Origin of the sequence: Methanosarcina sp. WWM596, from assembly GCF_000969965.1 — an archaeon.
Classification (GTDB): domain Archaea; phylum Halobacteriota; class Methanosarcinia; order Methanosarcinales; family Methanosarcinaceae; genus Methanosarcina.
Genome location: NZ_CP009503.1, coordinates 3,287,215 through 3,309,870, shown reverse-complemented (window position 1 = coordinate 3,309,870; position 22,656 = coordinate 3,287,215). Strand labels below are relative to the sequence as shown.

Genomic DNA, 22,656 nt, shown 5'->3' with positions numbered 1-22,656 from the left:
TGTTATCGACTCCATATGGCTTTGAGTATACTCTCTTTTGATACACTCCAGGCAGGGAGTATCCCGGCTATCACTGATAGTGTAAGCATGGTAACTATGCTTTCGATAAGCAGCATATAATCAATCTTGGGTCTTATTTCCATAGTCTCGTAGAATACCACTGGATTCATCTGGAAGTAAAACATAAGTGAAAAGTATAGTATCAATCCTGCGAATATTCCCAAGGAAACATAGAACGTGCTAAGGAATGCATAGGACAATACTATTGATCTTGGAGTAATACCTACTGCTTTTAAAATACCTATCTCTTTTTTTCTATTAAGTACATTGATATAGATAATGATGAGAACCAGTGCTGCACCTACGATCAAACTCACAAACTTTGACATGGTATCTATAGCACCCATGCTTTGCATTGCTTGCTTTATGAGAGTTTCTGACTTATCAGCCCATGTAAAGATTTGCTCATTCACCCCGGCTTCTCTGATTTTATCCTTTACCTGATCTTCACTCCCTTGCTTGTCAACCCTTACGACTACACTGGTAGCTTTACTCTCTTCTAAACCATAAACGTCTTCGATTTCTTTGTAGTTAACTAACGCATTAAGATCAACAAGTTCAAATGAGCCTTCCATGATGCCTTTGACTTTGTAGGTCCTCTTTACACCATTGCTGTATGTTACGTCAACAAGCGATCCTGGTCTTACCTCACCCAGATTATCATATATTTCGGATCCAAAACCTGTACCTGCAATCATAGCACCGATGATAATCTCATCCCGGGAAAGCTCTCCTAAAAAATCTCCTTCACTGATAATATATGGGTATTGTGAAACGTCAGACTCTTCTGTGGGAAGCAAACCTGTAATAGTTACCCCTACCACTTTTTGCTTATGTTCAATAGATGCTCCAGCGTCCAGTCGTTTTGTTGCAGCTCTCACGCCTTCGACAGCTCTGATTTTTTGCAAGACGCTATCAGCATTGTTAATGTATGTGTTGTCACCTGACGGTTCAATGACAATATCCCCGTAAGGGTAGTCCTGCATCATTCCAGTAAATAGAACGGTCATTCCTCCAATCATTGATGGGAGGAATACCAGGTTCATAAAAATGAGTGAGAGAACAAAAACTATGAACATTAATGTTTTTTTGTTTCCTCTTTTTACACTGAAGTATGCAATGAGGGCTCCTACTCTGATATCATTGATCATGCTGGAGACCTCTCATTATTTTTTGTTGTTAGCAGAATTACCGCTGCCTTCCATCAACTGCTTAATTATCTCATCTTTTGATTTTTTTGTTCTATAATTAATGTAAATTAGTCCTCCAATAACTGCCAGGATAAGCAATACAATTGCAGCTGTTCCTACTCCACTACTACTTTCGAGGACTATAAGATTGATTTTCTTCTCAATTTGTTCTTCCCCAAAATCATCACTATACGTTATGGTTACAGGAATTTCGTATTCTCCTGCTTGATCAACTATAAAAGTAATTACTGCAGGGCCATCCTCATTTGGATCAAGAGTTCCTATAAAGGATTCTTTTAAGCCTTTGAATGGATGGTCAGCATAGACTCTTATTGAATTTATTGTTCTGTCACCGGAATTTTCGATTCTCATAGTCAATTCTACAGTATCACCCGTGTAAGGAAGAACAGGGTCAACCTTTACAGATGCAAGATTTAAACTTCCTTTTTTGTCAAGCACAGTTATTCCAATCTCATATTCATCTTGTTGCTTGCCAAAATCATCTTCATACTCTATAATGACAGGGATTTTAAACTCCCCTGAACTGTTTGCCTTAAATTTGAATAATGCAGTTTGACTTTCATTTAAGCCAAGAGTTCCAATTGTAGAAGTTTTAATTCCTTTAAAATCGTGATCCAGGCTAATTGATACGGATTTTGCTATTGCTTCACCGAAGTTTTCTATGCCTAACCTTAAGTCAACCGTATCTCCCTCATAGATATATTCAGGATTGGTTTTGACAGAAGAGATTCTTGGTTCTGCATCTTCGCCTATCACCCTTATTTCAACTTCATAATATTTTTCGGTGTCAACGGGCTTATTTGCATATGTTAATTTCATTTTAATCAGATGAGGACCAGGTTTGGCATCAGGAGTTGTTCTCATGTGATATATCAGGTACCTTTCACTTGTACTATAAGTTAATTTTGAAACTTTAGTAACTAAATTTTCTGTAACTATTATATCTGAGGGGATGCTGATTATCTCAAAAGTAATATCTTCAGGAGTTTTAGTGCCACAGCTCTCCAGATTAATTCCCAGGGTGAATTCTTCATCGATACCTATTGAACTGGGACTTATTTCCTGAACCTCTGCGTTTACGCATGCATAACTGGAAATTTCTGCTTCAGCAGTAGAAATTCCTGATAAGACAATTGAAAAAACCAAAAGAACCAAATATCTTAACTTTGTATTCTGGCTCATTTTCAGGCTCATTTTTTAATCACCTCGTTTTGAATTTTTTCCGTAAATTCAACAAGATTTTTAAAAATTAAATCCAATGCAATCATTTGCTGATAATAATCTTCGATTATTTTGAGCAGTTCTTCAGAGTCCTCTGAGTCACTATTTTTACATCTTTCGATTATTGCTGGAAGCTCTTTAATCGTAGGGCTGACCATGAGTTCATTTTTGGATTTTACTGCCTTAATGGTCATTGCCAGAATATCTCTTTGAACTGAGAAGTATAATTTTTTTGAACCGGCTTTCTTCGTTTTTTCTACAAGAGTAATTCCAGTAAGCAATTTCATTGCCGCACTAACTGCAGAAAAGCTATACCCAGAAATTGTAGAAAGCTCTTCTAAAGTTAGTGGATCTGGTTCAGAATGAAGTATTGCAAGCAATTTAGAGGAAAGTTCATCAAGTCCGTAGGATTTCATCCCTTGATACACAAGATTCTCAAATTCTTTTTTTGCAGTCTCCATTTCAACGCCTTATTTACAGAATTAATAATATTTCTAGTAATTACTGTATATTAAAGAAATAGTAAATATGTGCTTCGATTATTAAGGCTGTGACCAAAAAGTGCTTTTGACCGGAAAGTCAATATTACCTTTCCTGATATCGTTTTTCTGAAAACTCGCGCCCTAATCTGAAAATTGGATATTTTCCCAAAAATTGAGTCATTTACCCGAAAATACCTCACATACCCGACAAATAGCTGTTTTTGAGCTATTTTACAGGCAAAGCCCAAACAAACGAAAACTATAAATATAATAAGTACTAACTAGAGGGTAGTAACTGAGGGACAATAACAACCATACAGTAACCACAACATACTAACTGTAAGGTTGGACTTCAGTTGCCAGACCAACAGACCTGTGAGCAGACTGGAGGTGAACCTGTATCACCTTTAAAAACGGATTTCTCCCACCAAGAGAAAGAGATGAGAGCCTGGAACCCTCATCTATGCTGCCTGTAAGACATGGAAAGAGCAAACAAAACAAAAATCTCCACTCTCAACTTTCCACCCCTGGCAGGGTTTCCACGTCTTTCAGGCGGCCTCCTGTGGAGAACGAAAAGGAACTGTTCCACACCTCCAGAACCACTTACAGATCAGGTTGGGGATCATCAACCAACCGCAATAAAATATAAAATAAAAAATGACACAAAACCAGGAAAATTCGAAAAGAGAACAGTCAAACTGGAATTGGAAAAATCCTGGAGTCAAATAAGGAGGAATTTGCACATGAAACTGCCAATAAAGAGACCATTCCGTGACGTGTACAACTGGGACCCGTTTGATGAGATAAGAAGAATGCAGGAATATATGGAACAGATGTCAAGGGCATTTCCTGCACTGGACACCGGGTTCGAAAGCGGAACTTTATCCCCGCTGACCGATGTGGTGGAAGAAGATAACAGGGTAATTGTTACAACTGACCTACCGGGTATTGATAAAGAAAATATCGAACTGAGCCTGAGGGACAACTTCCTTGCAATCAGTGCAGCGAAAGGAAAAGAGGAGGAGACAGAAAAGGAAGGCTATCTCAGAAAAGAGAGGTCTTTCATGCGTTACTACCGTGAAATCCCTCTTCCTGAAGGCATAACAGAGGAAGGGGCAACTGCTCAGCTCAAAAACGGTGTCTTAACCGTTACCATGCCAAAAACAAAGGAATTGACCGGAAAAAAGATCCTTATCGAGTGATCGGAGATGCTACCATAGCGAGATTCATCGATAAGAGAACTGCCGCCTAAATCACCACAAAATTATGAAAACAATAAAACCAAAAAAACCGATAAAACCTACACCAGTAGAGCCTATAAAACCGCAAAAACCAGATTTGCTGACAGGACCTGCAGGTTATCAAGCCTGCAGGCAAACCTTCCTGGTCAATTCATTAAATTCAAATCAAGAATTGCATTCAAATCCAGAACTGCATTCAAATCCAGAACTGCATTCAAATCCAGAACTGCATTCAAATCCAGAACTGCATTCAAATCCAGAACTGCATTCAAATCCAGAACTGCATTCAAATCCAGAACTGCATTCAAATCCAGAACTGCATTCAAATCCAGAACTGCATTCAAATCCAGAACTGCATTCAAATCCAAAACTGCATTCAAATCCATTCCACTAAACTGCGAATCATAAAATCAAGCAAGAGTAAAATCCACTGAAAACCCCCTCTGCCAGAAAAAAACCATTCGCCTATTTTACCTCCACTTTTTTTTCATTAACTTTTCTCTGGTTCTTCTACTTTTTTGATTACCACAAAGCCTGCCAGAAGCATCAGCAGAGCGCAGGCATAAAAGGGCGTTACAAAAGTAACATATCCTGCAAGGAAGCCTCCGAAGATAGGGCCAAAAGCCATTCCTGCTGCCTGTGCAGTTGTTATGATGCTAAGCCTTGAGCTTAAGGAAGAGCCCTCCGAAAGATCGGCTGCAAGTGCCATTGCAGGCGTGTCAATTGAGGCTACAAGGAGCCCCTGAAAAGCCCTGAAAAGGATGAGCTGGCTTATGCTTGTGATATAGCCCATCCCGACAACCAGCGGGACGCTAAGGAAAAGGCCGCCAACGATCAGTTTCTTCCTGCCTATCCGGTCCGAAAGGCTGCCGAGAGGAGCCTGGAAAAGAAGCCTTGCGAAAATGTAGGCTGAGACCGCAACTCCCAGGGAAAGCTCGGATGCTTCAAGCCTTATCTCGTATTCCGGGATAAGGGCAACTACCATCATTATCCCGACCATCATCATCAGCATGGCGCCTGCGAGGGAATAAACTGAAGCATGGCTTTTTTTGTCGCTTCTTTTTTCGGAAACTGGCTCATGAGAGCCCCTGGTTTCTTTTACGAAAAAGGTCACAAGCCCCATGCTTACCACTCCGAGCAAGGCGCAGAAATAAAACCCGGCATCAAAGCCCCAGTATCTGGCTATTGCTCCCCCGACAACAGGCCCGAGCCCGAAGCCGACCCCTCTAATAGTCGTATAGACCCCCACGGCTTTTCCCCTGGTCTCAGAGGTCGAGATATGCGTAACCATTGCGATGACCGCAGGTATGGTTGCCCCCACGGTAATCCCCTGCAGCAGCCTAATAAAGAGCAGTTGCTCATAGCTTGTTACCTGCGAATAAAGGAAAGAAAAGAAGGTATACCCTATCAACCCCAGGAGGATGAAAGGTCTCCTGCAGTTAAGCCTGTCCGAAAGCCTGCCCATAAGAGGCTGCGTAAGGGCACTGAAAAGCCCGAAAACCGTCATTACAAGCCCTGCTCTGGCAACAAGGGGAAGCCCGGAAAAAAAGGATGCCCCAAGATCAGAGATATATAAAGGAATCAGGGCAACCAGCATCCCCGAACCCAGATCTTCACAGAACCTGGACAGAGAGAGAACATAGAGCTCAGGATTAATATTGCCGGTAAATCCCGGAAAAGAATTTTTCTGCAGGTTACAGGTATTCATAAATCCTCAGCAGGAAACCCCTGAGTCTTTAGCGCAGGGGTAATTGACGTTTCTTCGCTCAACTCAACTCAACTCAACTTAAAAGTGAGTGTTATCCAAAAAAGAACAAATATCTTACACTATAAAACAATGTTGAAATCATTCTGCTCTAACATTAAAAAGAAAATATGAAAATGAACAATTAATAAAGGTGAACGTTTTATGGGGCTCAAAAAGAAGCTAAAAAATATGGTCAAAAATAATGAGACGTTCAGACGCCTCAAAACTTCTCCTCTATGACTTCGCCTCCAGGCTCCTTTTCCTTGAAGATCTGCCCCTCAAAACGATAGATTTCTGCTCCATTAACCCAGGCATCCGGAGGAAGACCGGCTTTCATGCAGGTATGGTTCAGGAAGTCAATAGCATCCATATTGTTCTCAGGAGCGACCTGAGGAAGCAGCAGCCCCTGGTAGTAGCCCTGTTTCACGATGAGCCCGTGCTTTCCGATGATCACCTTATCCGGAAGGTCCTTTGGAGGTGCATTGATCTTTTCAGGTTGAGTCAGTATCGTAACCTCAACGACTATACTGTCGAGTTCTTTTTCTTCGACCTGGGGAAAGCGCGGGTCCCGAGTTGCCGCAGAGACTGCGGAGTCCAGAATTGCCTCCTTGAGGGTTGAATCAGGATAAGGATGGCCTATGCAGCCCCTTAAAAGCCCATTTTCCGTCAGTGTGACAAAAACGCCCCTATTCTCCCCAAAGACCGGAGAAAGATCAATGCCTAACTCCTGAGGCTCTGGAAGCCTTCCCTCCGATAAAAACATTTCAATGGTTTTTCTTGCAAGCTTGACTGCAGCTCTGCCTTCTGTTTCTGTAAGCATGCTTGAACCAACACCTGTAAACTGCATTTACCCGTTAATCATGAGTTTAAGCTCTAAATACCAGCCAGTATTGTCAGCCACCGGTTAGCATGAAGGTATGTCTGTGAGCTGGTATAACAGTATGTTTATTGGAGCTACAGTATGTTTATTGGAGGTGGTTAAAGTAAGTTTCTGGAATTGCTTGAAGTCCTGAAAAAGGAAAGAGAATAAAAAAAGGATTGAAAAAAAATTGAAAAAAGAATGAAAAATAATTAATGAAAAGCAAAATCAGAAAATTCTGGCAGAAAATTCCGGCAGAAAATTCCGGCAGAAAATTCCGGCAGAAAATTCCGGCAGAAAATTCCGGCAGAAAATGCCAGACCGAAATCCATTCTTACCGCCGGAACTCGCAGGAAACAAAACCTTAAAGCTTTTTAGCTTCCTGATATTTTTTGCAGGCTGCCTTCAGAGACTCAACTCCGGGCAGCTTTTCTCCTGCAAGGTAATCAATACAGGCTCCTCCACCCGTGCTGATATGCGAGAAGCGGTGTTCAAGGCCGAGATGTGCAACCTCAACTGAGATATGCCCACCGCCAATGATTGAGAAATCGGATTTAATGGCAGCTTTTATAATTTCATGAGTCCCAAGGGCGAAATCGTCAATCTCGGAAACTCCCGCAGGGCCGTTTAAAACAACTGTTTTGGAGTTTTGGATTTCATTTGTATAGTCCACAATAGTTTCGAGTCCGATGTCGTTAATGGGCAGAGAATCGGAGTTAAGCTCGGAGATATGGACCTCAACACGTCCCTTGTTGTCGTTTAAGGCTACGTCTTTCGGAAGGCCGATTTTGTCTTTGAACTTCGCAAGCAAGTCTCTTGCCTTTTCAATCTGGTTTTCGTAACCCTGAGATTTGATGAAATCCATATTGGCTTTTCCGATGTTTACTCCCGAAGCCGCAAGAGCAACATTTGCAACCACTCCGGTAAGAAGCACCCTGTCAGCCCCTCCATTTATGAGAACATTTTCAGTCACTCTAAGGGAGTCGTCCACCTTTGCCCCACCTAACACGAAAATGCTTGGCCTTTCTCCTCCTTTTACCCCTCTGTCCAGAGAGATAAGTTCTTTTTCCATTACTCTTCCAGCTCCCGATGGGAGGATTTCGGTAAATCCGACAACCGAAAGATGAGACCTGTGGGATACCGCAAATGCATCGTTCAGGAAAATATCGATAAAAGGTGACAGTTTTTTAACCATATAGGTATTTGCCTGTTCTGTTGACGTTCTTTCAAGGCTTTCTTCCGAATAAAACCGGACATTTTCGAGCATGATAACATCCCCATCTTCCATAGAGGCAATCTGGGTTTTTGCAAATGTCCCGAAAATATCATCCACATAAGTAACTTGCCTGCCCAGATATTTGGACAGCAGGTGAGCGTGAGGTTTCATTGTAGTGAAATCTTTTTTCCCGGGCCTGCTCTGGTGAGCAAGCAGGACGACTTTTGCGCCCTCCAGGTCCTTCAAGGTCGCAATATGGCTTCTGATCCTCATATCATCCAGAATGTGGCCCTGGGTGTCCATGGGAGAGTTCATATCGACCCTTAAAAGAATCGTCTTTCCGCGTATGTCAAAATCATCGATCGTAAGAAAGTTTCTGGAAGTCATTACCCTCAGCACACCTTTGTAAATACAATTTTATATAGATCAGAGAATAAAACATGAAATATAGAACTATAGAGAATTTTATTCATTCAGTATTGGTTATCTTTGTCATGGAATTTTTTCCATAAATAAGTTTGTTCCCTTTCACGCCTTAAAAGATGGGGCTCAAAAAATATGTATAAAAAGATGGATCATTATTTTTATATGGAAAACAAGAAAAAAAGACAGTTAATGCAAGAGAAGAAAATAATTAATACCAGAGGAAAAGCCAGCTAACGCTGGAAGAAAAAAGATATTTATTAAGTACCGGTTTTAGGAAAAAGCTGTACTCTCAGGAGAACAGGGAAAAATAAAGGAGATAAAAGCTATGGCAGCAGAGGAAGAAGACTGTGGAAATTTAGAAGAGAGGATTCTAAAACTGGTGGAAGCCGGGTATGAGACTGTCGCAAGGGAGACAATAGCCTGTACAAGGTGCTCTCTTCATAAAAGTGCAATCCGAAGAGTAATAGGAAAAGGTTCCTGCAACCCAAAGGTATTCTTCATAGGAGAAGCTCCGGGAAAGACTGAAAACGAAACAGGGATTCCCTTCTACGGAAGGGCAGGAAAACAGCTGGACAAAATGGTTGAGTATATGGGGCTCTCAGATGAGGATTGGTTCGTAACAAACACCGTCAAATGCCGCCCTCCGGAAAACAGAAGACCAAAGGCAAGTGAAATAGAATGCTGCAAACCTTTCCTTGTTGCCCAGATCACCCTGCTTGCCCCTAAAATCATAATTCTCCTCGGCAACACAGCCGAAAAGTCCTACTGCCCCGAAAGAAAACTGGAATGGGGAGTCCCAGTAGAACACAAGGGAAAAACGGTCCTGAAACTCTACCACCCCGCAGCGCTGATTTACACGGCTTCGAAAATAGAAGTCCAGCGGGCTTTTATAGATAAAAACAGGGAACTGTGGCAGTAAAAAATGAAAAATCCTATAAATAAAAAGCAATAAAACCGGGCAGAAGAGAGATTTGGAAGGAGAAAGCAGCAGGAAGCTGTAAAAGGCAGCTAGTATTCATAAAATATAAATAAAGCGATCCAGATATTATGATTTGGATTTGTTTTATATCAGTTTGGGGGTATGAATATATCAATGGTGAAAATGTCACCTGATGTATTTTCATGTTCAGACGAGAAGGGAAATCTGGACATTGAAATCGAAATGTTTGGGGTAAAGAAAGAGAATATCGAATTAAAAATGGTCGAGAACGGCTTTTTTGTAAGAGCGAAAAGGGAAGAAACCGGGGTTGAGTATGTTGGGACTTATACGTTCTGCTGCGGGGTTGTCCCTGAGAAAGCTGTCGCAAGATACGTTGATGGAAAACTCTATGTGAAAGTGCCTTACAGGGAAAGTACAGAGACCGTAAATGTTGAAATCCAGTGAAAACCCTGTAGTCAACTACCCGCTGAATCTGAAGATTTAACGGATTTCCTGCTGAGGATTTATGAAAACTTGATAAATGGAGGAAATATGCATCCTGTAATCGATTATCACAAGTGTACCGGGGCTCTCGCCTGCTATGAGGTTTGCCCAGGGGATGTTTTTGATGTAAAAGAGATGGAGGCGGGAAAAAAGGCAGTAGTAGCCCGCCCGGATGACTGCATCGAATGTGATCAGTGCGTAGACGCCTGTCCTGAAGACGCAATAGAACTTGTAGACTGAATCAGGAAGATTTCAGACAGAAGGTTCCGGATAGAAAGTATGATTCGGAAGGTTCCGGAAGAAATATTATAAAAAGAGGTGAAAGAATGCATCCCAAAATAGATTACGACAAATGCGTGGGTTCGCTTGAATGCTACGATGTCTGCCCCGCAGACGTGTACGACAAAGAAGAAACCAAAGATGGAAAAAGGGCAATTGTAGCCCGCCCGGACGAATGCACCGAATGTGAGCAATGCATCGATGCCTGCCCGACGGACGCCATAGAAATGGTAGATTAAACTGGTAGATTAAACTGGTAGATTAAACTGGTAGATTAAACTGGTAGATTGAAAATAAAAACAGAGCTTGGAGACAGTCAACTACCCCACACTAAAGCAGTGAGGCTTGCAAAAGCCCTGGTTGACCAGCCTAAGTCTTAATTGACTACGTTGGAAATGTTATGATACCCACGAATGCTTCTTCAATTTGTAGCTCTATGGTGTAGCATTAAAAGTCCTGAGAGGTAGGGCGGTGTGCTACACCTGACAAGCATATCCAACATTAACAAGGGGCGACGGTTTTTCAAAACCGTGTTACCTGCTACGGAAATTCATTTCCAAAGCAGAGTGGAGAAATCCAAACGTGGAACAGAATGCCGGGAAGTTGACGGCATTCCTCCCCGTGCTAAAGCAATAGGGCTTTCTGCCTGTCACATGTGAATATAAAAAAGGGATCTTTTATGTGAATATAAAAAAAGGATCTTTTACCGTAGTTTCAGCTTATTTTCAGGATACCGAATATTCCTTTATTTTACCGGAGTTATTTTTTCCAGGATAGTTTCAATTCTGGTCATGGGTCTCCTTAACAGGAAAAAGTACAGCATAGCGGGTATGGGCCGGGAGAGCTCCCGAATCATTATGCTTTTTGTCGGAGGATACGCGCTCATCATTTTTTTCTGAGCCGTTCGATTGATTCTGCTCAGGAAGGTTAAGTGCCTGCCCGAAAAGATTTGCCCGGCAGTTTTCCAGAGTTTTTTCCAGACTATCCAGGACAAAAGGGTCGCTATCTCTGTTTGCCCGGGGAACCAGCAAAATCGGCTGTTCCTCAGGGGCATAGATTTTAACTTCGCGGCCTTTACAGCTCCATTTCACCTGCCTGACCTTTATCAGGCCAACCTTTTCCAGCACTTCAAGATTGTATGTCAGTGTATTCAGGCGGATCCCAAGCTCTGATGCAAGTTCGCTTGCAGACATCTGTTTTTTCTGAAGCTGTTTAAGGATTTGCATAGGAAGGGTTCTTGAAAGAGTCCTTGCAAGCAGAGACACCTCATCCGGCAGCGACAGGACAGGCACTGGGACTAAATCTTCAATTCTCTCCAAACCTCTCAACCTCTTTTTCAGTTCCTGAAAATAAATAACTCAAAAACCAAAGAACTCAAAAACATTACAATCTCCTTATTCTTATTCATTCTCTTATTTTCCTTCTTATTCTGGAGCTTCAAGCCCTCACAGATCTCCCAAAGCCCGAACATCTGCAACCCTTACAATTAAAATGTTCATTTGTTTTTCATAGTGATGGATCTCCAAAAATTCCAGTACCATGAAGCGGGCGATACTGTACTTTTGTCAGTGAACTTAACCAGTCCCTTTTCCGGGTAGGGAGATGCAGAGAAATCAGCAACTGAAACATCATCAGCAACGGAAACATTCTTGAAAACAAGACCTCTGAGGTTAGATTCGTCTACTCCGCTGAGGGTTTGTTCAAGTGTAAACTCTCCGAATTTATCTCCGATATTGAGGGTTCTGGAATTTGCATAGTCAATAAGCCAGATCCCGTCAATCTGGACGATGCTGATTTCTGTACCCACGAATAACTGTTTGACATGGACTTTCATGACAACAACATTGTTTTCACCCCGAACATTGTCAAGGGCAACAGTCCATGTCTGGTTTTCATCAGTATCGATTGAGACCGTTTTATTTGCAACATGTTGTCCGCCCCTGGTGAGTTCAAGCCAGACATTTTCACCATCAATATCGATCTCCCTGACCTCGAGAGCGTAACCATTGCCAAGGTCGACATTTTCACCGGGTTTGAGAGCATTCGTTTCATTGCTGTTAATAACCAAACTAGCAAGCTTATTCACGTGAGGGTCCCGGATATCATCATCTTCGGAGAACAGCGGGACACGTTCTTCTCCAAATAAATCGATTACTGGATACTGTTCATTGGACCAGCTATTGCATTTATAATTGGTTCCGACAACATTACAAGTAGTGGTTCCATTGCTAGCATTATATGCTGCACCTGCAGTTCCTGCTGCACCTGCAATCAAGACAACAAGAGCAACCAGTGAAACTGCTGCATATTTATTCATATTGTTCATTCCTCCGTATTATTTACGAAACATTTCAGATTTTTTTAGGATTTACAAAAATCTAGCATAGACTACGCTAACAGTTGACTGTTGTCAATCAAAAACCTGGAAAATTTTAAGTTATCTCTCCAGGACCCCAAACTTTTGGAATTATTGCTAGACTAATAAAAACATAAAGGAAGGAAATTGTTTGCCTGTTTCTTTATACTCAGTGGCATATGTTGTGCATTTTAGGTCTTTATGTGATTGATCTTATCCTGAAACGGTTTTGCTTCGAACTTAGTTTCGTGTTATTCAGATTTTCACAAGCCAAAAAACGGATCAGGAAGTTGAGGAGGAATTCTCCTCCCCTCCTCCATCAATTTTTGCGAGTGCTTCCTCCGCAGCAGTCCTGACATTCCGATATTCTTCCATATCCACGCTGATTAGGCGCAAACCTTCGATAGCTTCGGGACCACCAAGCTCTCCGAGAGCCCGGACTTCCGCATTCCGGACATCACTTTCCCTTTCGGTTTCCAGAGCTTTGAGGAGAGGTCCAACGGCTCTCCGATCTCCAAGTCCTCCAAGCCCCCATGCCGCACTTTGCCTTATTTCATGACGTTCATCTCCAAGTAAAGAAATAAAAGGATCAACTGCTTGAGGATCTCCAGTCTCGGAAAGAAAATGAACAATTACCAATCTTATATGCCGGCTCTCATCATCAAGGGCATCGATCAGGGCGGCTGTGGCATCAGAATCATTATATCTCCCCAGGGCATGGACAGCAACACTGTGGAGAGCCGGATCTTCAGTCTGAAGGAATGCCTCAATAAAGGGTATGGCTTCTTTACTTCCAATATCTCCAAGGGAGTAGGCAGCGGCTTTCTGCACCTCGAACTCGTCATCTCCAAGCGAATCGATAAGAGGCTGTTCTGTCCAGGTAATTTCTTCAGGTTCTTTAAAGTAACCCAGAGCACTGGCAGCTTCCTCTCGAACCTCCGGGACTTTATCGTCCAGCATTTCAACCAGGTAGGGAACAGCAGCAGGGTTCTGGATCTGCCCAAGGGCACGAATACTGTTAATACGGATATCCGGGTTCCGGCTGTCAAGCAACTCGATAAGTTTTTCAACTGCCTCTTCGTCCCCCAGGTTTCCCACAGCAACAGCTACAGACCTCCCGAGTTCCCTATCATCAAACAGCCCTATGAGAGGAAGAGCAGCTTTCGGGTCCCCTATGGCTCCCAGAGCAAATACGGCTTTGCTGCGCACCTCATCATTATCATCATCAAGGAGCTCAATAAGCGGGTCTGCAGCTTCCGAAGCTTTCAGCTCTCCAAGAGCCTCAGCCGAATTCATACGGACTTCCGGTTCAGGGTCTTCAAGAGCCTCGATAAGAGGTTTTGATGCTCTCGGTTCTCCAATTCTTCCAAGGGAATAGGCGGCAAGGCTGCGTACCTGCGGGTTATCGTCTTCTAAAGCTTTTATAAGAGAATTGACAGAAGGTTCCCCTATATCGATAAGTGCATAAGCTGAAGCATAACTTACATTCCGGTCTTCATTCCCGAGGCTCCGGACCAGTTTATCCATCCTGGTCTCTAGAGGGTCCTGGCTAAGACAGCCCGCACAGACTCCAGAGAACAAAAGCAAAAGAAGAAAAATTTTTGCATGCTTGCAGCCAAAAAGGTCGCATTGCTTAATCATGCTCATCGCCTGCCCCCCTCTCCCGGAGGAAGCAACAGCTCAGCAGAAACCGACCGATTTTGCCATGTAGAAGCTACATTAATCCGGAAACGGTCCTCACTCTCTCCAACCACCACATTCTGAACAGGCATATAGGACTCCCCTGAAGGGACCCCATGTGCGATTTCCACAACCGCATAGGGATAATCCGGCCAGATCCAGAGGGGAGTCTTATCATACTCACCCACACCATAAATAGCGGAAGATGTAAACACCAGCTCCCCAGTCCTCTCGTTTATCACTGTAAAGTTTGTGGATACATTCTTTTCGGAGCCTGGTCCTTTGTTGATAAGGTAGCCGTAGATCCTGTAAATATCAGAAGTATTCCTGCTCTCCATTTCATATTCCAGCTTAAGAGAGAGATTTTCGGGAATTTCAGGAAGAGGAACCTCTACCAGATAGGTGCCTTCATCAAGAGTCCTGCTATTCTCAACAACCTTCACTTTTACCGGATATTCTCCGGGAAGATAATACCCTATCCATACGCTAACTGAATTATTTCCAGGAAGAAGATGAATCGGCTTCTCATGCGAAACAAACTTGGTATCCCAGGGGTCTCCGGAATCGGAGGGGATTAGCAATCCGGAATTGTGGTGAGCCACTCCGTCGCTATACACAAAAGTATTCTCAGCCTCAAGCCACACATCTACAGATCTTAGACCATTGTTCCGGAGCACTATGTCCAGCTGTCCTGACTCCTGAACCCCAATAGGAGCAGCGCTCATATCTGCGATATGTACATCAGGCCCTGTTCCGTAATACCAGTAAATTCCCAATAATAGTACAAGGAAAGTAACTGAAGCATAAATCAAAGTGCTTTTCCTCACTTTACTCCCCCTCCATCCCTTTATCCTTCATTCCGGTATTATCCTTAAGGTCATCAGCTATCGAAATACAGTTGGTAAGCCCGTACTTTTTCTTTGTTATTATGCCCCTCTTTTCCAGATTCATAAGAACCCTGGAGACCTTGGCTTTTGAAAAATCAAGGGAATTCACGAGTTCATTCTGGAGAATTTTCCCATCTTTTGCTGCAATCAATTCAACAGCCTTTCTTTCATCCCCTTCAAGAACCCGCAAAAGAACAGCCGTAGGGTCAATAGTGGCCCCATTAAGCTGGAACCCTTCACCCCGAAAATTCCCAACAGAATCAGATGAGACTTCAAATTTCCTCTCCTGATTCCTCTCCTGGGGGTTTTCGGCTGTAAAATTGAGAAATTTTGCCTGGGCTGAAGGACTAGAAATGGAAAAAACAGGTTCTTGAAACCCTGAAGACCGCAAAACCTGAGCCAGAGCCAGCCCACCCATAAACCCGGAGAAAAGAAGGATATACGCTTCTTTTACTGTATACACATACGGAATATCCACAACCTTGAAAGTGTCTCCCTCAAGCTGGATCACCACAGGTGTGTCTTCAAGCAGAAGATCAATGGCGACAATGCTTGACAGGAGCAGGACACCCACAGCCAGCACGAATCTTTTTCGTTCCTGGATCGTACTACCACCTCATTAACTACCCCCAGTATGTACGAAACAAATGTTATAATTTTAGTTTTACCTGAACCCGAGACGTCTCAGAATTCTGAAACCACCCGTAACCGATAGTGAAATATTATCTGGGGCTGATATATCCTGACTTTGACAGTTAGATAAAAATAAGCCAAGACAATGAATAAATCGAGCATATAAACAGGCAGACAAATGGATCTAGCAAGTGAACTACCACTCAGCTAAAGACTGAGTGGCTTCTTGGTTCATTCCTCCCTTTATTGAGGGCAAGTCCCCAAGCTCATCCCCGTAGTCCCTACGGTGTCATAATCCAATTAGATTTCATGCGTCTTCGGTTAAGAGAGAATCATGATAAATTGCCCTATTTCTGTGATATATCTCGAAAACATATATAAATCTGAAGTTGGAACAGGATATCGATTTTAGTTTCGGTGTTCGAAATTTGAGATTAATTTTTGCTCTAAAATCGATAGCATACAGGCAAAAAAATTCCTTAACCGAAGACGCATGAATTAGATTTTGATCTATGAGAGCGAATTTTTTGATATTGATAGCGGCATTAATGTCTCTATCGTGTTTGGTTTTACAGTCTGGACAAATCCATTCTCTGTCTTTTAGCTGAAGCTCTTTATTGTGGTATCCACACACACTACATAGCTTAGAAGAGGATTCAAATTGTCCTATTCTCAGGACGGTTTTTCCAAACCATTGAGCCTTATATTCCAACTTTGTTACAAAACTACTCCACGCAGAATCACTTATAGCCTGTGCTAAGTGATGATTCTTAACCATGTCTTTAACATTTAAAGTTACCAGAGCTACAGCTTGGTTTTCGCTAACAAGTCTAAAAGAGAGTTTGTTCTGGAAGTCATTTCTCTGATTTGTTATTTTGTCATGGAGTACAGCAAGTCTTCGTTTAGCTTTTGCCCTGTTCTTAGAGCCTTTCTGTTTCCTTGAGACTCTTTTCTGTAATACTTTGAGCCTTTTAAGAGAGTTTTTCAAGTACTTTGGATTCTCAACCTTTTCTCCTGTTGAAAGGACAGCAAAGTCTTTGATACCTACATCAATTCCTACTGTTGTTGATTCTGTGAAAGCTTCCTTTACTGGAAGTTCTTTTCCATCTTCAACAAGGATACTGATGTAGTAATGTCCTTTACATGTCCTTGATACCGTAGCCGTTTTAGGCTCTCCTTCAAACTTCCTGTGAAGAACTGCTTTAATTGGTTCTATTTTAGGAAGCTTGATAGTATTAGTTTCAAAGTTTACAGTGTAGTGTTGAGGTACAGGGAAAGACTGTATCGGATTCTTTTTTGATTTGAACTTTGGAAACCCTGTTTTCTCTCTAAAGAATCTAGTGAAAGCGGATTCAACCTGCTTAGTCATCCCCTGTAATGATTGAGAGTTAACTTCTCCTAACCACTCATTAGAAGCCTTTAGAGTAGGAATTAATTTGTTTAAATCAAATCTGGAAATTGATTCCCCTGTCTGCTCATAAGTTTTAATTTCTGGTCAAGTGCCCAATTATAGACAAATCTACAGCTACCTATATGCTGATTCAATTGAATAGCTTGTGTAGTTGTAGGATAGAGTCTAAATTTGAACGCTTGCATCATACAAAGGCAGTATATGCTTTAACAACATACATACTTTTTGGTAAATACGAAGTATGAAACACGGAATTATAGCAAATTTTTGTTAATGTATCATGTTATTTTTGTTTGCAAATACCGAAAAGTCATACTTGAACCAATTAGCGAAGAACTCAAACAGATTATGATTGACATTTCAAAAGAGTCTAACTTTGAAATCCTTGAAATGGAAACTGACAAAGACCATATTCATTTCTTGATCAAGAGTGAGCCGAAAGTTAGCGTTTTGTCAATTGTCAGAAAATTGAAACAAGAATATACTAACAGGTTATGGAAAACTCAAAAAGAATATATGAAAAAGTATTATTGGGGTGAGAATACGTTATGGAGTGATGGTTATTTTGCGTCTACTATCGGAAATGTGAGTAAAGAGGCGGCAGAATATTACATACGGAATCAGGGTTGAAGTTGACGCTTATATCCCCTGAGCTAAAGACTCAGGGGTTTTACGCTTCTTCATATAAAATCAATTTTTCTTCAATGTTAGCCTCATGTCCACTGCAAAAGCTCCCTTTTCCTCTTCCAGAACCATCATGGGATTAATTTCAAATTCCTCAATCTCCGGAAAATCACAGACAAGCCTTGAAACTTTCAATATGGCATCCACAAGTGCATCAATATCAGAAGGTTTTGCACCCCTAAATCCGGCAAGGGCCGGGTAGGTTTTGATCCCTGTGACCATACCCCTTGCTTCTTCTTCGTCCACAGGGGCAATGACAAACCGTACGTCCTTGAGGATCTCTACATAAACTCCCCCAAGCCCGAACATCAACATGGGCCCAAAGGTCGGATCGCGGATCATCCCGATAATTACTTCTATTCCCCCTGAGAGCATTTGTTGCAGCTGGACACCTTCAAGGGACGCATCCGGCCTTTTCTTCGGGATCTTTTCCATCATTTCCCGGTAGGCAGCTCTCACTTCATCCCCGTTTTGCAGGGAGAGCCTTATCCCTCCAACATCCGATTTGTGGGAAATCTGCGGAGAGGCGACCTTCATCACAAGGGGATAACCTATATTTTCTGCTGCATTTATGGCTTCCTCTTCAGTCTTTGCAAAGACAGTTTTCACTGCAGGAATGCCATAAGCCTTCAGAATGCCGAAGGATTCAAGACCCAGTGTGCGCCGCTCAGCGACTCGTGCAGCTTCGAGAATTTCAGCTGCTAAAACTTTGCCTGAACCGGATTCAGGACGGGAGAGGTCTACCTGCTTCATAAATATATGATACCCTCAAAACAGTTATTCTTTAAGAGTAGTAATTTTATAAGTATGTCCTAAAATTACGGATCTCTATTTTAAAACTAAACCGATTTTTTTCTACCTGTATAGTGTCAATCTGTGTAATAAGTAAGGGTAATTCCTGAGAAATCGATAGAATTATTCCAAATATGCGAAAACAATATCTTCTGGAATTCTACAATGAGCCTCATAGGGTCGCAAAAGGTTTGCCAACTATATAAAAAAATAAAAAACTGAATGAGGAATGATTCTAATATAATATCAAAAATCTTTGCTGCTAAGAATGATTAGTTGGAAAAATGGAACTATAGAGCAATTTTCGGACTGAAAATTGGAGTTATATTTTACTCATTCCTAAGGTAAAGAATGAGATAGGTTAAAGAATAGGATCAGTTAAAAAATAGGATCAGTTAAAAAATAGGATCAGTTAAAAAATAGGATCAGTTAAAAAATAGGATCAGTTAAAAAATAGGATCAGTTAAAGAATAGAATAAGGTAAAGGAAAAATTTCCTTTATCTTATACAGGTATAGAACTGCGTAACTTCACTTCGGTCTCAACAATTTCCTTTGTTTCCCTTGCAATGGCAAGTTCCTCATTGGTTGGGATGACAAAAACTCTTACTTTTGCATCCGGTGTGCTGATATCGATTTCCTGACCTCTGATCTTGTTCTTTTCGTCATCGATTTTTATGCCGATGCCATCAAGACCGGTGAGGATTCTCTTCCTGATGCTTGCGCTGTTTTCTCCAATGCCTGCAGTAAAGACCACTGCATCTGCACCATTGAGGACAGCTGAATATTCACCTATGAACTTCTTGACCTTGTATGCGAAAATTTCAAGAGCAAGTTCGGCTTTCCTGTTGCCCTTGGAAGCTGCTTCATCGAGGTCTCTGAAGTCATTGCTGAGCCCGGAAACACCAAGCACACCTGACTTCTTGTTCATAAGGGTGTCAATTTCTCTTGTTGTCAAGCCTTCTTTTTCCATAAGGAAGGGGACTATTGCAGGGTCAATCGAACCGCATCTTGTGCCCATTGCAAGCCCTTCAAGAGGTGTGAAGCCCATGCTGGTTTCAACGGATTTTCCGCCTTCTACAGCTGTAATGCTTGAACCATTTCCAAGGTGACAGGTGATAATTTTGGTTTCTTCTGCGGGCTTTCCGAGCATAAGAGCAGCCCTTTCGGCAACGTACTTGTGGGATGTGCCGTGGAAACCGTATTTCCTGACCCCATGCTTCTCGTACAGGTCGTACGGGAGAGCATACATGTAGGCATATGGCGGCATTGTCTGGTGGAATGCAGTATCAAAAACAATAACCATTGGCGTCCCAGGCATGATCTCTGCACAAGCTGAAATTCCCATCATGTTTGGAGGGTTGTGAAGGGGTGCCAGTTCAAAGCAGTCCTTGATAGCCTTTTCTACGCCCTCATCATATAAAGCAGACGTCGTGAATTTCTCTCCACCATGCACAACTCTGTGTCCGACTGCATTGATCTCACCCATGTCTTTGATGACACCGAATTCATCATCGGTAAGAGCTTTTACGACTTCCTCAAGTGCGTCCTTGTGAGTGGGGAGGTCAGTCAGCTTTTCCAGCTTCTTGCCGTCAAACTTCTTCTGAGTGATGATCGAGTTGTCAATACCTATCCTCTCGCAAAGACCTACTGCAAGAGCTGACTCATTTGTCATATCAATTAATTGATATTTGAGAGATGAACTCCCTGCGTTTATAACCAGTACTTTCATGTGTAAACCCCAGTTCAATCCATTGATTTCCAGTCACATTTAGAATTTCCGGATATAACTATATTATATATGAAAGTTAATAAAACGCTTCCGAAACATTTCCGATTATTTGTCCTGTGCTGCGGCCTGTACACAGGTAATGGCAACGGCACCGACAATATCTTCGTCGCTGCAGCCTCTGGACAGGTCGTTAATTGGCTTTGCCAGTCCCTGGGTGATAGGACCATAAGCTTCAGCTTTAGCAAGCCTCTGGGCGATCTTGTATGCGATGTTTCCACAGTTCAGGTCAGGGAAAATGAAGACATTGGCTTTGCCTGCAACAGGGCTTCCGGGGGCTTTTGAAGCTGCAACTTTGGGGACAATCGCGGCGTCAACCTGGAGTTCACCGTCAATTGCGATATCAGGAGCAAGTTCCTGTGCAAGTTTTGTAGAAGCAATTGTTGCTTCGGTCAGTTTGCTCTTGGCGCTTCCCTTGGTGGAGTAGGAGAGCATTGCAACCTTTGGCACGTCCTGGACCAGCAATTCGAAGGTCTTTGCGGAAATAACTGCAATGTTTGCAACGTCTTCTACGCTCGGCATTTCAACCATGCCAGAGTCAGCGAAAAGGAATGTGCCATCTGACCCATATTCACAGTCAGGCACAGAGATTATGAAGAAAGCGGATGCAAGAGCTGCGCCCTTGGCTGTTTTCACGATCTGGACAGCAGGCCTCAGGGTGTCTGAAGAAGAGTGGGCAGCGCCTGATACTACACCGTCTACTTCCCCGAGTTTGGCCATCATAACAGCGAAGTAAACGTAATCGCTCATGATTTCAGCTGCATTTTCGAGTGTGATGCCTTTGTGCTTTCTCAACTCGTAGAAAGCGTTAATGTATTCATCTTTTTTCTCATAGGTTTTAGGATCTACAATTTTTGCTTTTGAGAGATCCAGATCTCCTGCGAGCGCCTTAATATCTGCCTCATTACCGACAAGGACAATGTCTGCAATACCTCTTTCAAGGATCTTGGCAGCTGCCTGGAGGGTTCTTATATCTTCAGTTTCGGGTAAAGCGATTGTTTTGTTAAGTTTCTTTGCTCTTTCACTGATCTTCTCTAAAAATGTTACCAATAGACCAACCTCCTATATAATTAGAGTAATTTAGTTTAGCTGGGTCTTGATATATAAATTTACGTAAAATGCATAGAAAGATATATAAAAATCAAATATATATATTTCAGGTTGCAGATACATATAATCCTGCAAATAAATCCTGTAATATCCCGTAAATATATGAAGTTATAATATGATTTTTACGGCCAAGGTACGATAACTTAAAACAATTAGTACTGAATATAAATGACAGATTAATATAAAACAATTCCGGAATGATACGAATGAAAATAACAGGAATTTCAGGCAGTCCACGAAAGGGCCAGAACTGTGAGAAAATAATTGGAGCTGCTCTTGAGGTTGCAAAAGAAAGAGGGTTTGAAACTGATACCGTTTTTATCTCAAACGAGGAGGTTGCCCCCTGCAAAGCGTGCGGGGCTTGCAGAGATCAAGATTTCTGTGTGATTGATGATGATATGGACGAGATATATGAAAAAATGAGGGCTGCAGACGGTATAATTGTTGCAGCTCCCGTATATATGGGGAATTATCCTGCCCAGCTTAAAGCCCTTTTTGACAGGAGTGTCCTGCTTCGCCGTAAAAACTTTGCACTAAAAAATAAAGTTGGGGCAGCTCTTTCAGTTGGGGGCTCAAGAAACGGAGGACAGGAAAAAACAATTCAGTCCATACATGACTGGATGCACATTCACGGAATGATTGTAGTCGGCGATAATTCCCACTTCGGTGGAATTACGTGGAACCCGGCAGAAGAGGACACTGTTGGAATGCAGACAGTTTCCGAAACTGCAAAAAAACTCTGTGATGTCCTGGAACTTATTCAGAAAAATAGAGATAAATAACAAAATTCATAAATTATATAAGTCAGGGTAGAATAAAACAAAAAATATGAATTTCCGAGAAGTAAATTAGTTATATTAATCTTATTATATTGCACATTTCAAACCCTGGCAATCCTGTGCCACTATGCTATACCAAAAAGTCATTTTGTTGATATAAAATCAATAAAATGTCCAATAATCAAATATTATTGTCCTATATTGGTAGGAGTTCAAAATATGCATTATATATTTTAAAGAGATACATTTAAATAAATGCTCGAAATCTTCTGGACTGAAAAGATATTCAGGTAGAATAAAATCCAAAATTCTGAAAATATATCTCTTGTCACAGGAGTTTGAGGCACAAATAAGTTCCCGAGAGGCACGAGC

24 protein-coding genes and 1 pseudogene are annotated in these 22,656 nt (G+C 42.0%); 8 read left to right on the top strand and 17 right to left on the bottom strand.

What is annotated here, in order from left to right:
• Positions 1–2: 2 nt before the first annotated feature.
• The 4 genes from MSWHS_RS14600 to MSWHS_RS22075 all read right to left on the bottom strand — a co-directional run bounded on the left by MSWHS_RS14600 (position 3) and on the right by MSWHS_RS22075 (position 3,563).
• Positions 3–1,211, bottom strand: a complete 1,209-nt coding sequence (locus MSWHS_RS14600; protein WP_048129034.1) for an ABC transporter permease — start codon at positions 1,209–1,211, stop codon at positions 3–5.
• Positions 1,212–1,226: 15 nt separating this feature from the next.
• Positions 1,227–2,465, bottom strand: a complete 1,239-nt coding sequence (locus MSWHS_RS14595) for a COG1361 S-layer family protein (protein WP_231585461.1) — start codon at positions 2,463–2,465, stop codon at positions 1,227–1,229.
• A complete protein-coding gene (locus MSWHS_RS14590) occupies positions 2,462–2,953 on the bottom strand; it encodes a GbsR/MarR family transcriptional regulator (RefSeq protein WP_048129032.1) in 492 nt (163 codons plus the stop codon). The genes MSWHS_RS14595 and MSWHS_RS14590 overlap by 4 nt, the downstream gene beginning before the upstream one ends.
• Positions 2,954–3,431: 478 nt before the next feature.
• The gene (locus MSWHS_RS22075) at positions 3,432–3,563 is read right to left on the bottom strand and encodes a hypothetical protein (protein ID WP_255350465.1); all 132 of its coding nucleotides are present in this window, start codon (positions 3,561–3,563) and stop codon (positions 3,432–3,434) included.
• 154 nt (positions 3,564–3,717) lie between these two features.
• Here MSWHS_RS22075 and MSWHS_RS14585 point away from each other — a divergent pair, with 154 nt between their 5' ends.
• Positions 3,718–4,176 (top strand): Hsp20/alpha crystallin family protein, encoded by a 459-nt coding sequence (locus tag MSWHS_RS14585; protein WP_048130538.1) that lies wholly within the window; start codon positions 3,718–3,720, stop codon positions 4,174–4,176.
• Positions 4,177–4,361: 185 nt separating this feature from the next.
• Here the strand turns inward: MSWHS_RS14585 and MSWHS_RS21055 are convergent, their stop codons facing one another.
• The 3 genes from MSWHS_RS21055 to MSWHS_RS14570 all read right to left on the bottom strand — a co-directional run bounded on the left by MSWHS_RS21055 (position 4,362) and on the right by MSWHS_RS14570 (position 6,782).
• A complete protein-coding gene (locus MSWHS_RS21055) occupies positions 4,362–4,601 on the bottom strand; it encodes a hypothetical protein (protein ID WP_197073944.1) in 240 nt (79 codons plus the stop codon).
• A gap of 104 nt (positions 4,602–4,705) precedes the next feature.
• On the bottom strand, positions 4,706–5,923 hold the full coding sequence (locus MSWHS_RS14575) for an MFS transporter (RefSeq protein ID WP_048129028.1): 1,218 nt from the start codon (positions 5,921–5,923) through the stop codon (positions 4,706–4,708).
• A gap of 259 nt (positions 5,924–6,182) precedes the next feature.
• Positions 6,183–6,782, bottom strand: coding sequence for a TIGR00296 family protein (locus MSWHS_RS14570; RefSeq protein ID WP_048129026.1), 600 nt, complete (start codon positions 6,780–6,782; stop codon positions 6,183–6,185).
• 254 nt (positions 6,783–7,036) lie between these two features.
• Between MSWHS_RS14570 and MSWHS_RS20640 the strand changes: the two genes are divergently transcribed.
• A complete protein-coding gene (locus tag MSWHS_RS20640) occupies positions 7,037–7,189 on the top strand; it encodes a hypothetical protein (RefSeq protein ID WP_156148177.1) in 153 nt (50 codons plus the stop codon).
• Here MSWHS_RS20640 and MSWHS_RS14565 read toward each other — a convergent pair.
• Positions 7,186–8,436, bottom strand: coding sequence for a phosphoglycerate kinase (locus MSWHS_RS14565; RefSeq protein WP_048129023.1), 1,251 nt, complete (start codon positions 8,434–8,436; stop codon positions 7,186–7,188). The two genes, MSWHS_RS20640 and MSWHS_RS14565, sit on opposite strands and share 4 nt — an antisense overlap.
• 352 nt (positions 8,437–8,788) lie before the next feature.
• On the opposite strand from MSWHS_RS14565, the gene MSWHS_RS14560 reads away from it, so the two are divergent.
• The 4 genes from MSWHS_RS14560 (at position 8,789) to MSWHS_RS14545 (ending at position 10,404) form a co-directional block, all read left to right on the top strand.
• A complete protein-coding gene (locus MSWHS_RS14560) occupies positions 8,789–9,382 on the top strand; it encodes a uracil-DNA glycosylase (protein ID WP_052722741.1) in 594 nt (197 codons plus the stop codon).
• Between the two features lie 162 nt (positions 9,383–9,544).
• Positions 9,545–9,847 carry an Hsp20/alpha crystallin family protein gene (locus tag MSWHS_RS14555; protein WP_369798530.1) on the top strand — a complete coding sequence of 101 codons (303 nt, stop codon included), beginning with the start codon at positions 9,545–9,547 and terminating at the stop codon, positions 9,845–9,847.
• Between the two features lie 87 nt (positions 9,848–9,934).
• On the top strand, positions 9,935–10,126 hold the full coding sequence (locus MSWHS_RS14550) for a ferredoxin family protein (RefSeq protein ID WP_048129019.1): 192 nt from the start codon (positions 9,935–9,937) through the stop codon (positions 10,124–10,126).
• An 86-nt stretch (positions 10,127–10,212) separates the two neighbouring features.
• Complete coding sequence (locus MSWHS_RS14545; protein WP_048129017.1) at positions 10,213–10,404, top strand: ferredoxin family protein; 192 nt, start codon at positions 10,213–10,215, stop codon at positions 10,402–10,404.
• A gap of 540 nt (positions 10,405–10,944) precedes the next feature.
• On the opposite strand, the gene MSWHS_RS18615 is transcribed toward MSWHS_RS14545, so the two are convergent.
• The 6 genes and pseudogenes from MSWHS_RS18615 to tnpB all read right to left on the bottom strand — a co-directional run.
• Entirely contained in the window at positions 10,945–11,484 is a 540-nt protein-coding gene (locus MSWHS_RS18615) for a transcriptional regulator (RefSeq protein ID WP_052723178.1), read from the bottom strand.
• Positions 11,485–11,660: 176 nt separating this feature from the next.
• Positions 11,661–12,482, bottom strand: a complete 822-nt coding sequence (locus MSWHS_RS14535; protein ID WP_048159293.1) for an S-layer protein domain-containing protein — start codon at positions 12,480–12,482, stop codon at positions 11,661–11,663.
• 321 nt (positions 12,483–12,803) lie between these two features.
• Positions 12,804–14,168 (bottom strand): HEAT repeat domain-containing protein, encoded by a 1,365-nt coding sequence (locus tag MSWHS_RS14530; protein WP_231585460.1) that lies wholly within the window; start codon positions 14,166–14,168, stop codon positions 12,804–12,806.
• The gene (locus MSWHS_RS14525; RefSeq protein WP_048129013.1) at positions 14,165–15,028 is read right to left on the bottom strand and encodes a hypothetical protein; all 864 of its coding nucleotides are present in this window, start codon (positions 15,026–15,028) and stop codon (positions 14,165–14,167) included. The genes MSWHS_RS14530 and MSWHS_RS14525 overlap by 4 nt, the downstream gene beginning before the upstream one ends.
• 1 nt (position 15,029) lies before the next feature.
• Complete coding sequence (locus MSWHS_RS14520) at positions 15,030–15,671, bottom strand: MarR family transcriptional regulator (RefSeq protein WP_048130530.1); 642 nt, start codon at positions 15,669–15,671, stop codon at positions 15,030–15,032.
• Positions 15,672–16,217: 546 nt separating this feature from the next.
• A pseudogene (gene tnpB, locus MSWHS_RS14515) lies at positions 16,218–17,320 on the bottom strand (IS200/IS605 family element RNA-guided endonuclease TnpB); the annotation flags it as partial.
• Between the two features lie 37 nt (positions 17,321–17,357).
• Between tnpB and tnpA the strand changes: the two are divergent.
• A complete protein-coding gene (tnpA, locus tag MSWHS_RS14510; RefSeq protein ID WP_156151247.1) occupies positions 17,358–17,762 on the top strand; it encodes an IS200/IS605 family transposase in 405 nt (134 codons plus the stop codon).
• A gap of 60 nt (positions 17,763–17,822) precedes the next feature.
• On the opposite strand, the gene MSWHS_RS14505 is transcribed toward tnpA, so the two are convergent.
• The 3 genes from MSWHS_RS14505 to pta all read right to left on the bottom strand — a co-directional run bounded on the left by MSWHS_RS14505 (position 17,823) and on the right by pta (position 21,445).
• Positions 17,823–18,569: an acetate--CoA ligase family protein gene (locus tag MSWHS_RS14505; protein WP_231585459.1), complete on the bottom strand. Its 747-nt coding sequence runs from the start codon at positions 18,567–18,569 to the stop codon at positions 17,823–17,825.
• A 542-nt stretch (positions 18,570–19,111) separates the two neighbouring features.
• A complete protein-coding gene (locus MSWHS_RS14500) occupies positions 19,112–20,338 on the bottom strand; it encodes an acetate kinase (RefSeq protein WP_048129005.1) in 1,227 nt (408 codons plus the stop codon).
• Between the two features lie 105 nt (positions 20,339–20,443).
• A complete protein-coding gene (pta, locus tag MSWHS_RS14495; RefSeq protein ID WP_048128997.1) occupies positions 20,444–21,445 on the bottom strand; it encodes a phosphate acetyltransferase in 1,002 nt (333 codons plus the stop codon).
• A 266-nt stretch (positions 21,446–21,711) separates the two neighbouring features.
• Here pta and MSWHS_RS14490 point away from each other — a divergent pair, with 266 nt between their 5' ends.
• Complete coding sequence (locus MSWHS_RS14490; protein ID WP_048128989.1) at positions 21,712–22,287, top strand: flavodoxin family protein; 576 nt, start codon at positions 21,712–21,714, stop codon at positions 22,285–22,287.
• Positions 22,288–22,656: the final 369 nt, after the last annotated feature.

Bases quoted from the DNA above. Each gene is read 5' to 3' on its own strand.
- MSWHS_RS14600 (WP_048129034.1), bottom strand. From the start codon at position 1,211: ATGATCAATGATATCAGAGTAGGAGCCCTCATTGCATACTTCAGTGTA.
- MSWHS_RS14595 (WP_231585461.1), bottom strand. From the start codon at position 2,465: ATGAGCCTGAAAATGAGCCAGAATACAAAGTTAAGATATTTGGTTCTT.
- MSWHS_RS14590 (WP_048129032.1), bottom strand. From the start codon at position 2,953: ATGGAGACTGCAAAAAAAGAATTTGAGAATCTTGTGTATCAAGGGATG.
- MSWHS_RS14585 (WP_048130538.1), top strand. From the start codon at position 3,718: ATGAAACTGCCAATAAAGAGACCATTCCGTGACGTGTACAACTGGGAC.
- MSWHS_RS21055 (WP_197073944.1), bottom strand. From the start codon at position 4,601: ATGGATTTGAATGCAGTTTTGGATTTGAATGCAGTTCTGGATTTGAAT.
- MSWHS_RS14575 (WP_048129028.1), bottom strand. From the start codon at position 5,923: ATGAATACCTGTAACCTGCAGAAAAATTCTTTTCCGGGATTTACCGGC.
- MSWHS_RS14570 (WP_048129026.1), bottom strand. From the start codon at position 6,782: ATGCTTACAGAAACAGAAGGCAGAGCTGCAGTCAAGCTTGCAAGAAAA.
- MSWHS_RS20640 (WP_156148177.1), top strand. From the start codon at position 7,037: ATGAAAAGCAAAATCAGAAAATTCTGGCAGAAAATTCCGGCAGAAAAT.
- MSWHS_RS14560 (WP_052722741.1), top strand. From the start codon at position 8,789: ATGGCAGCAGAGGAAGAAGACTGTGGAAATTTAGAAGAGAGGATTCTA.
- MSWHS_RS14555 (WP_369798530.1), top strand. From the start codon at position 9,545: ATGAATATATCAATGGTGAAAATGTCACCTGATGTATTTTCATGTTCA.
- MSWHS_RS14550 (WP_048129019.1), top strand. From the start codon at position 9,935: ATGCATCCTGTAATCGATTATCACAAGTGTACCGGGGCTCTCGCCTGC.
- MSWHS_RS14545 (WP_048129017.1), top strand. From the start codon at position 10,213: ATGCATCCCAAAATAGATTACGACAAATGCGTGGGTTCGCTTGAATGC.
- MSWHS_RS14535 (WP_048159293.1), bottom strand. From the start codon at position 12,482: ATGAATAAATATGCAGCAGTTTCACTGGTTGCTCTTGTTGTCTTGATT.
- MSWHS_RS14530 (WP_231585460.1), bottom strand. From the start codon at position 14,168: ATGAGCATGATTAAGCAATGCGACCTTTTTGGCTGCAAGCATGCAAAA.
- MSWHS_RS14505 (WP_231585459.1), bottom strand. From the start codon at position 18,569: ATGAAGCAGGTAGACCTCTCCCGTCCTGAATCCGGTTCAGGCAAAGTT.
- MSWHS_RS14500 (WP_048129005.1), bottom strand. From the start codon at position 20,338: ATGAAAGTACTGGTTATAAACGCAGGGAGTTCATCTCTCAAATATCAA.
- MSWHS_RS14490 (WP_048128989.1), top strand. From the start codon at position 21,712: ATGAAAATAACAGGAATTTCAGGCAGTCCACGAAAGGGCCAGAACTGT.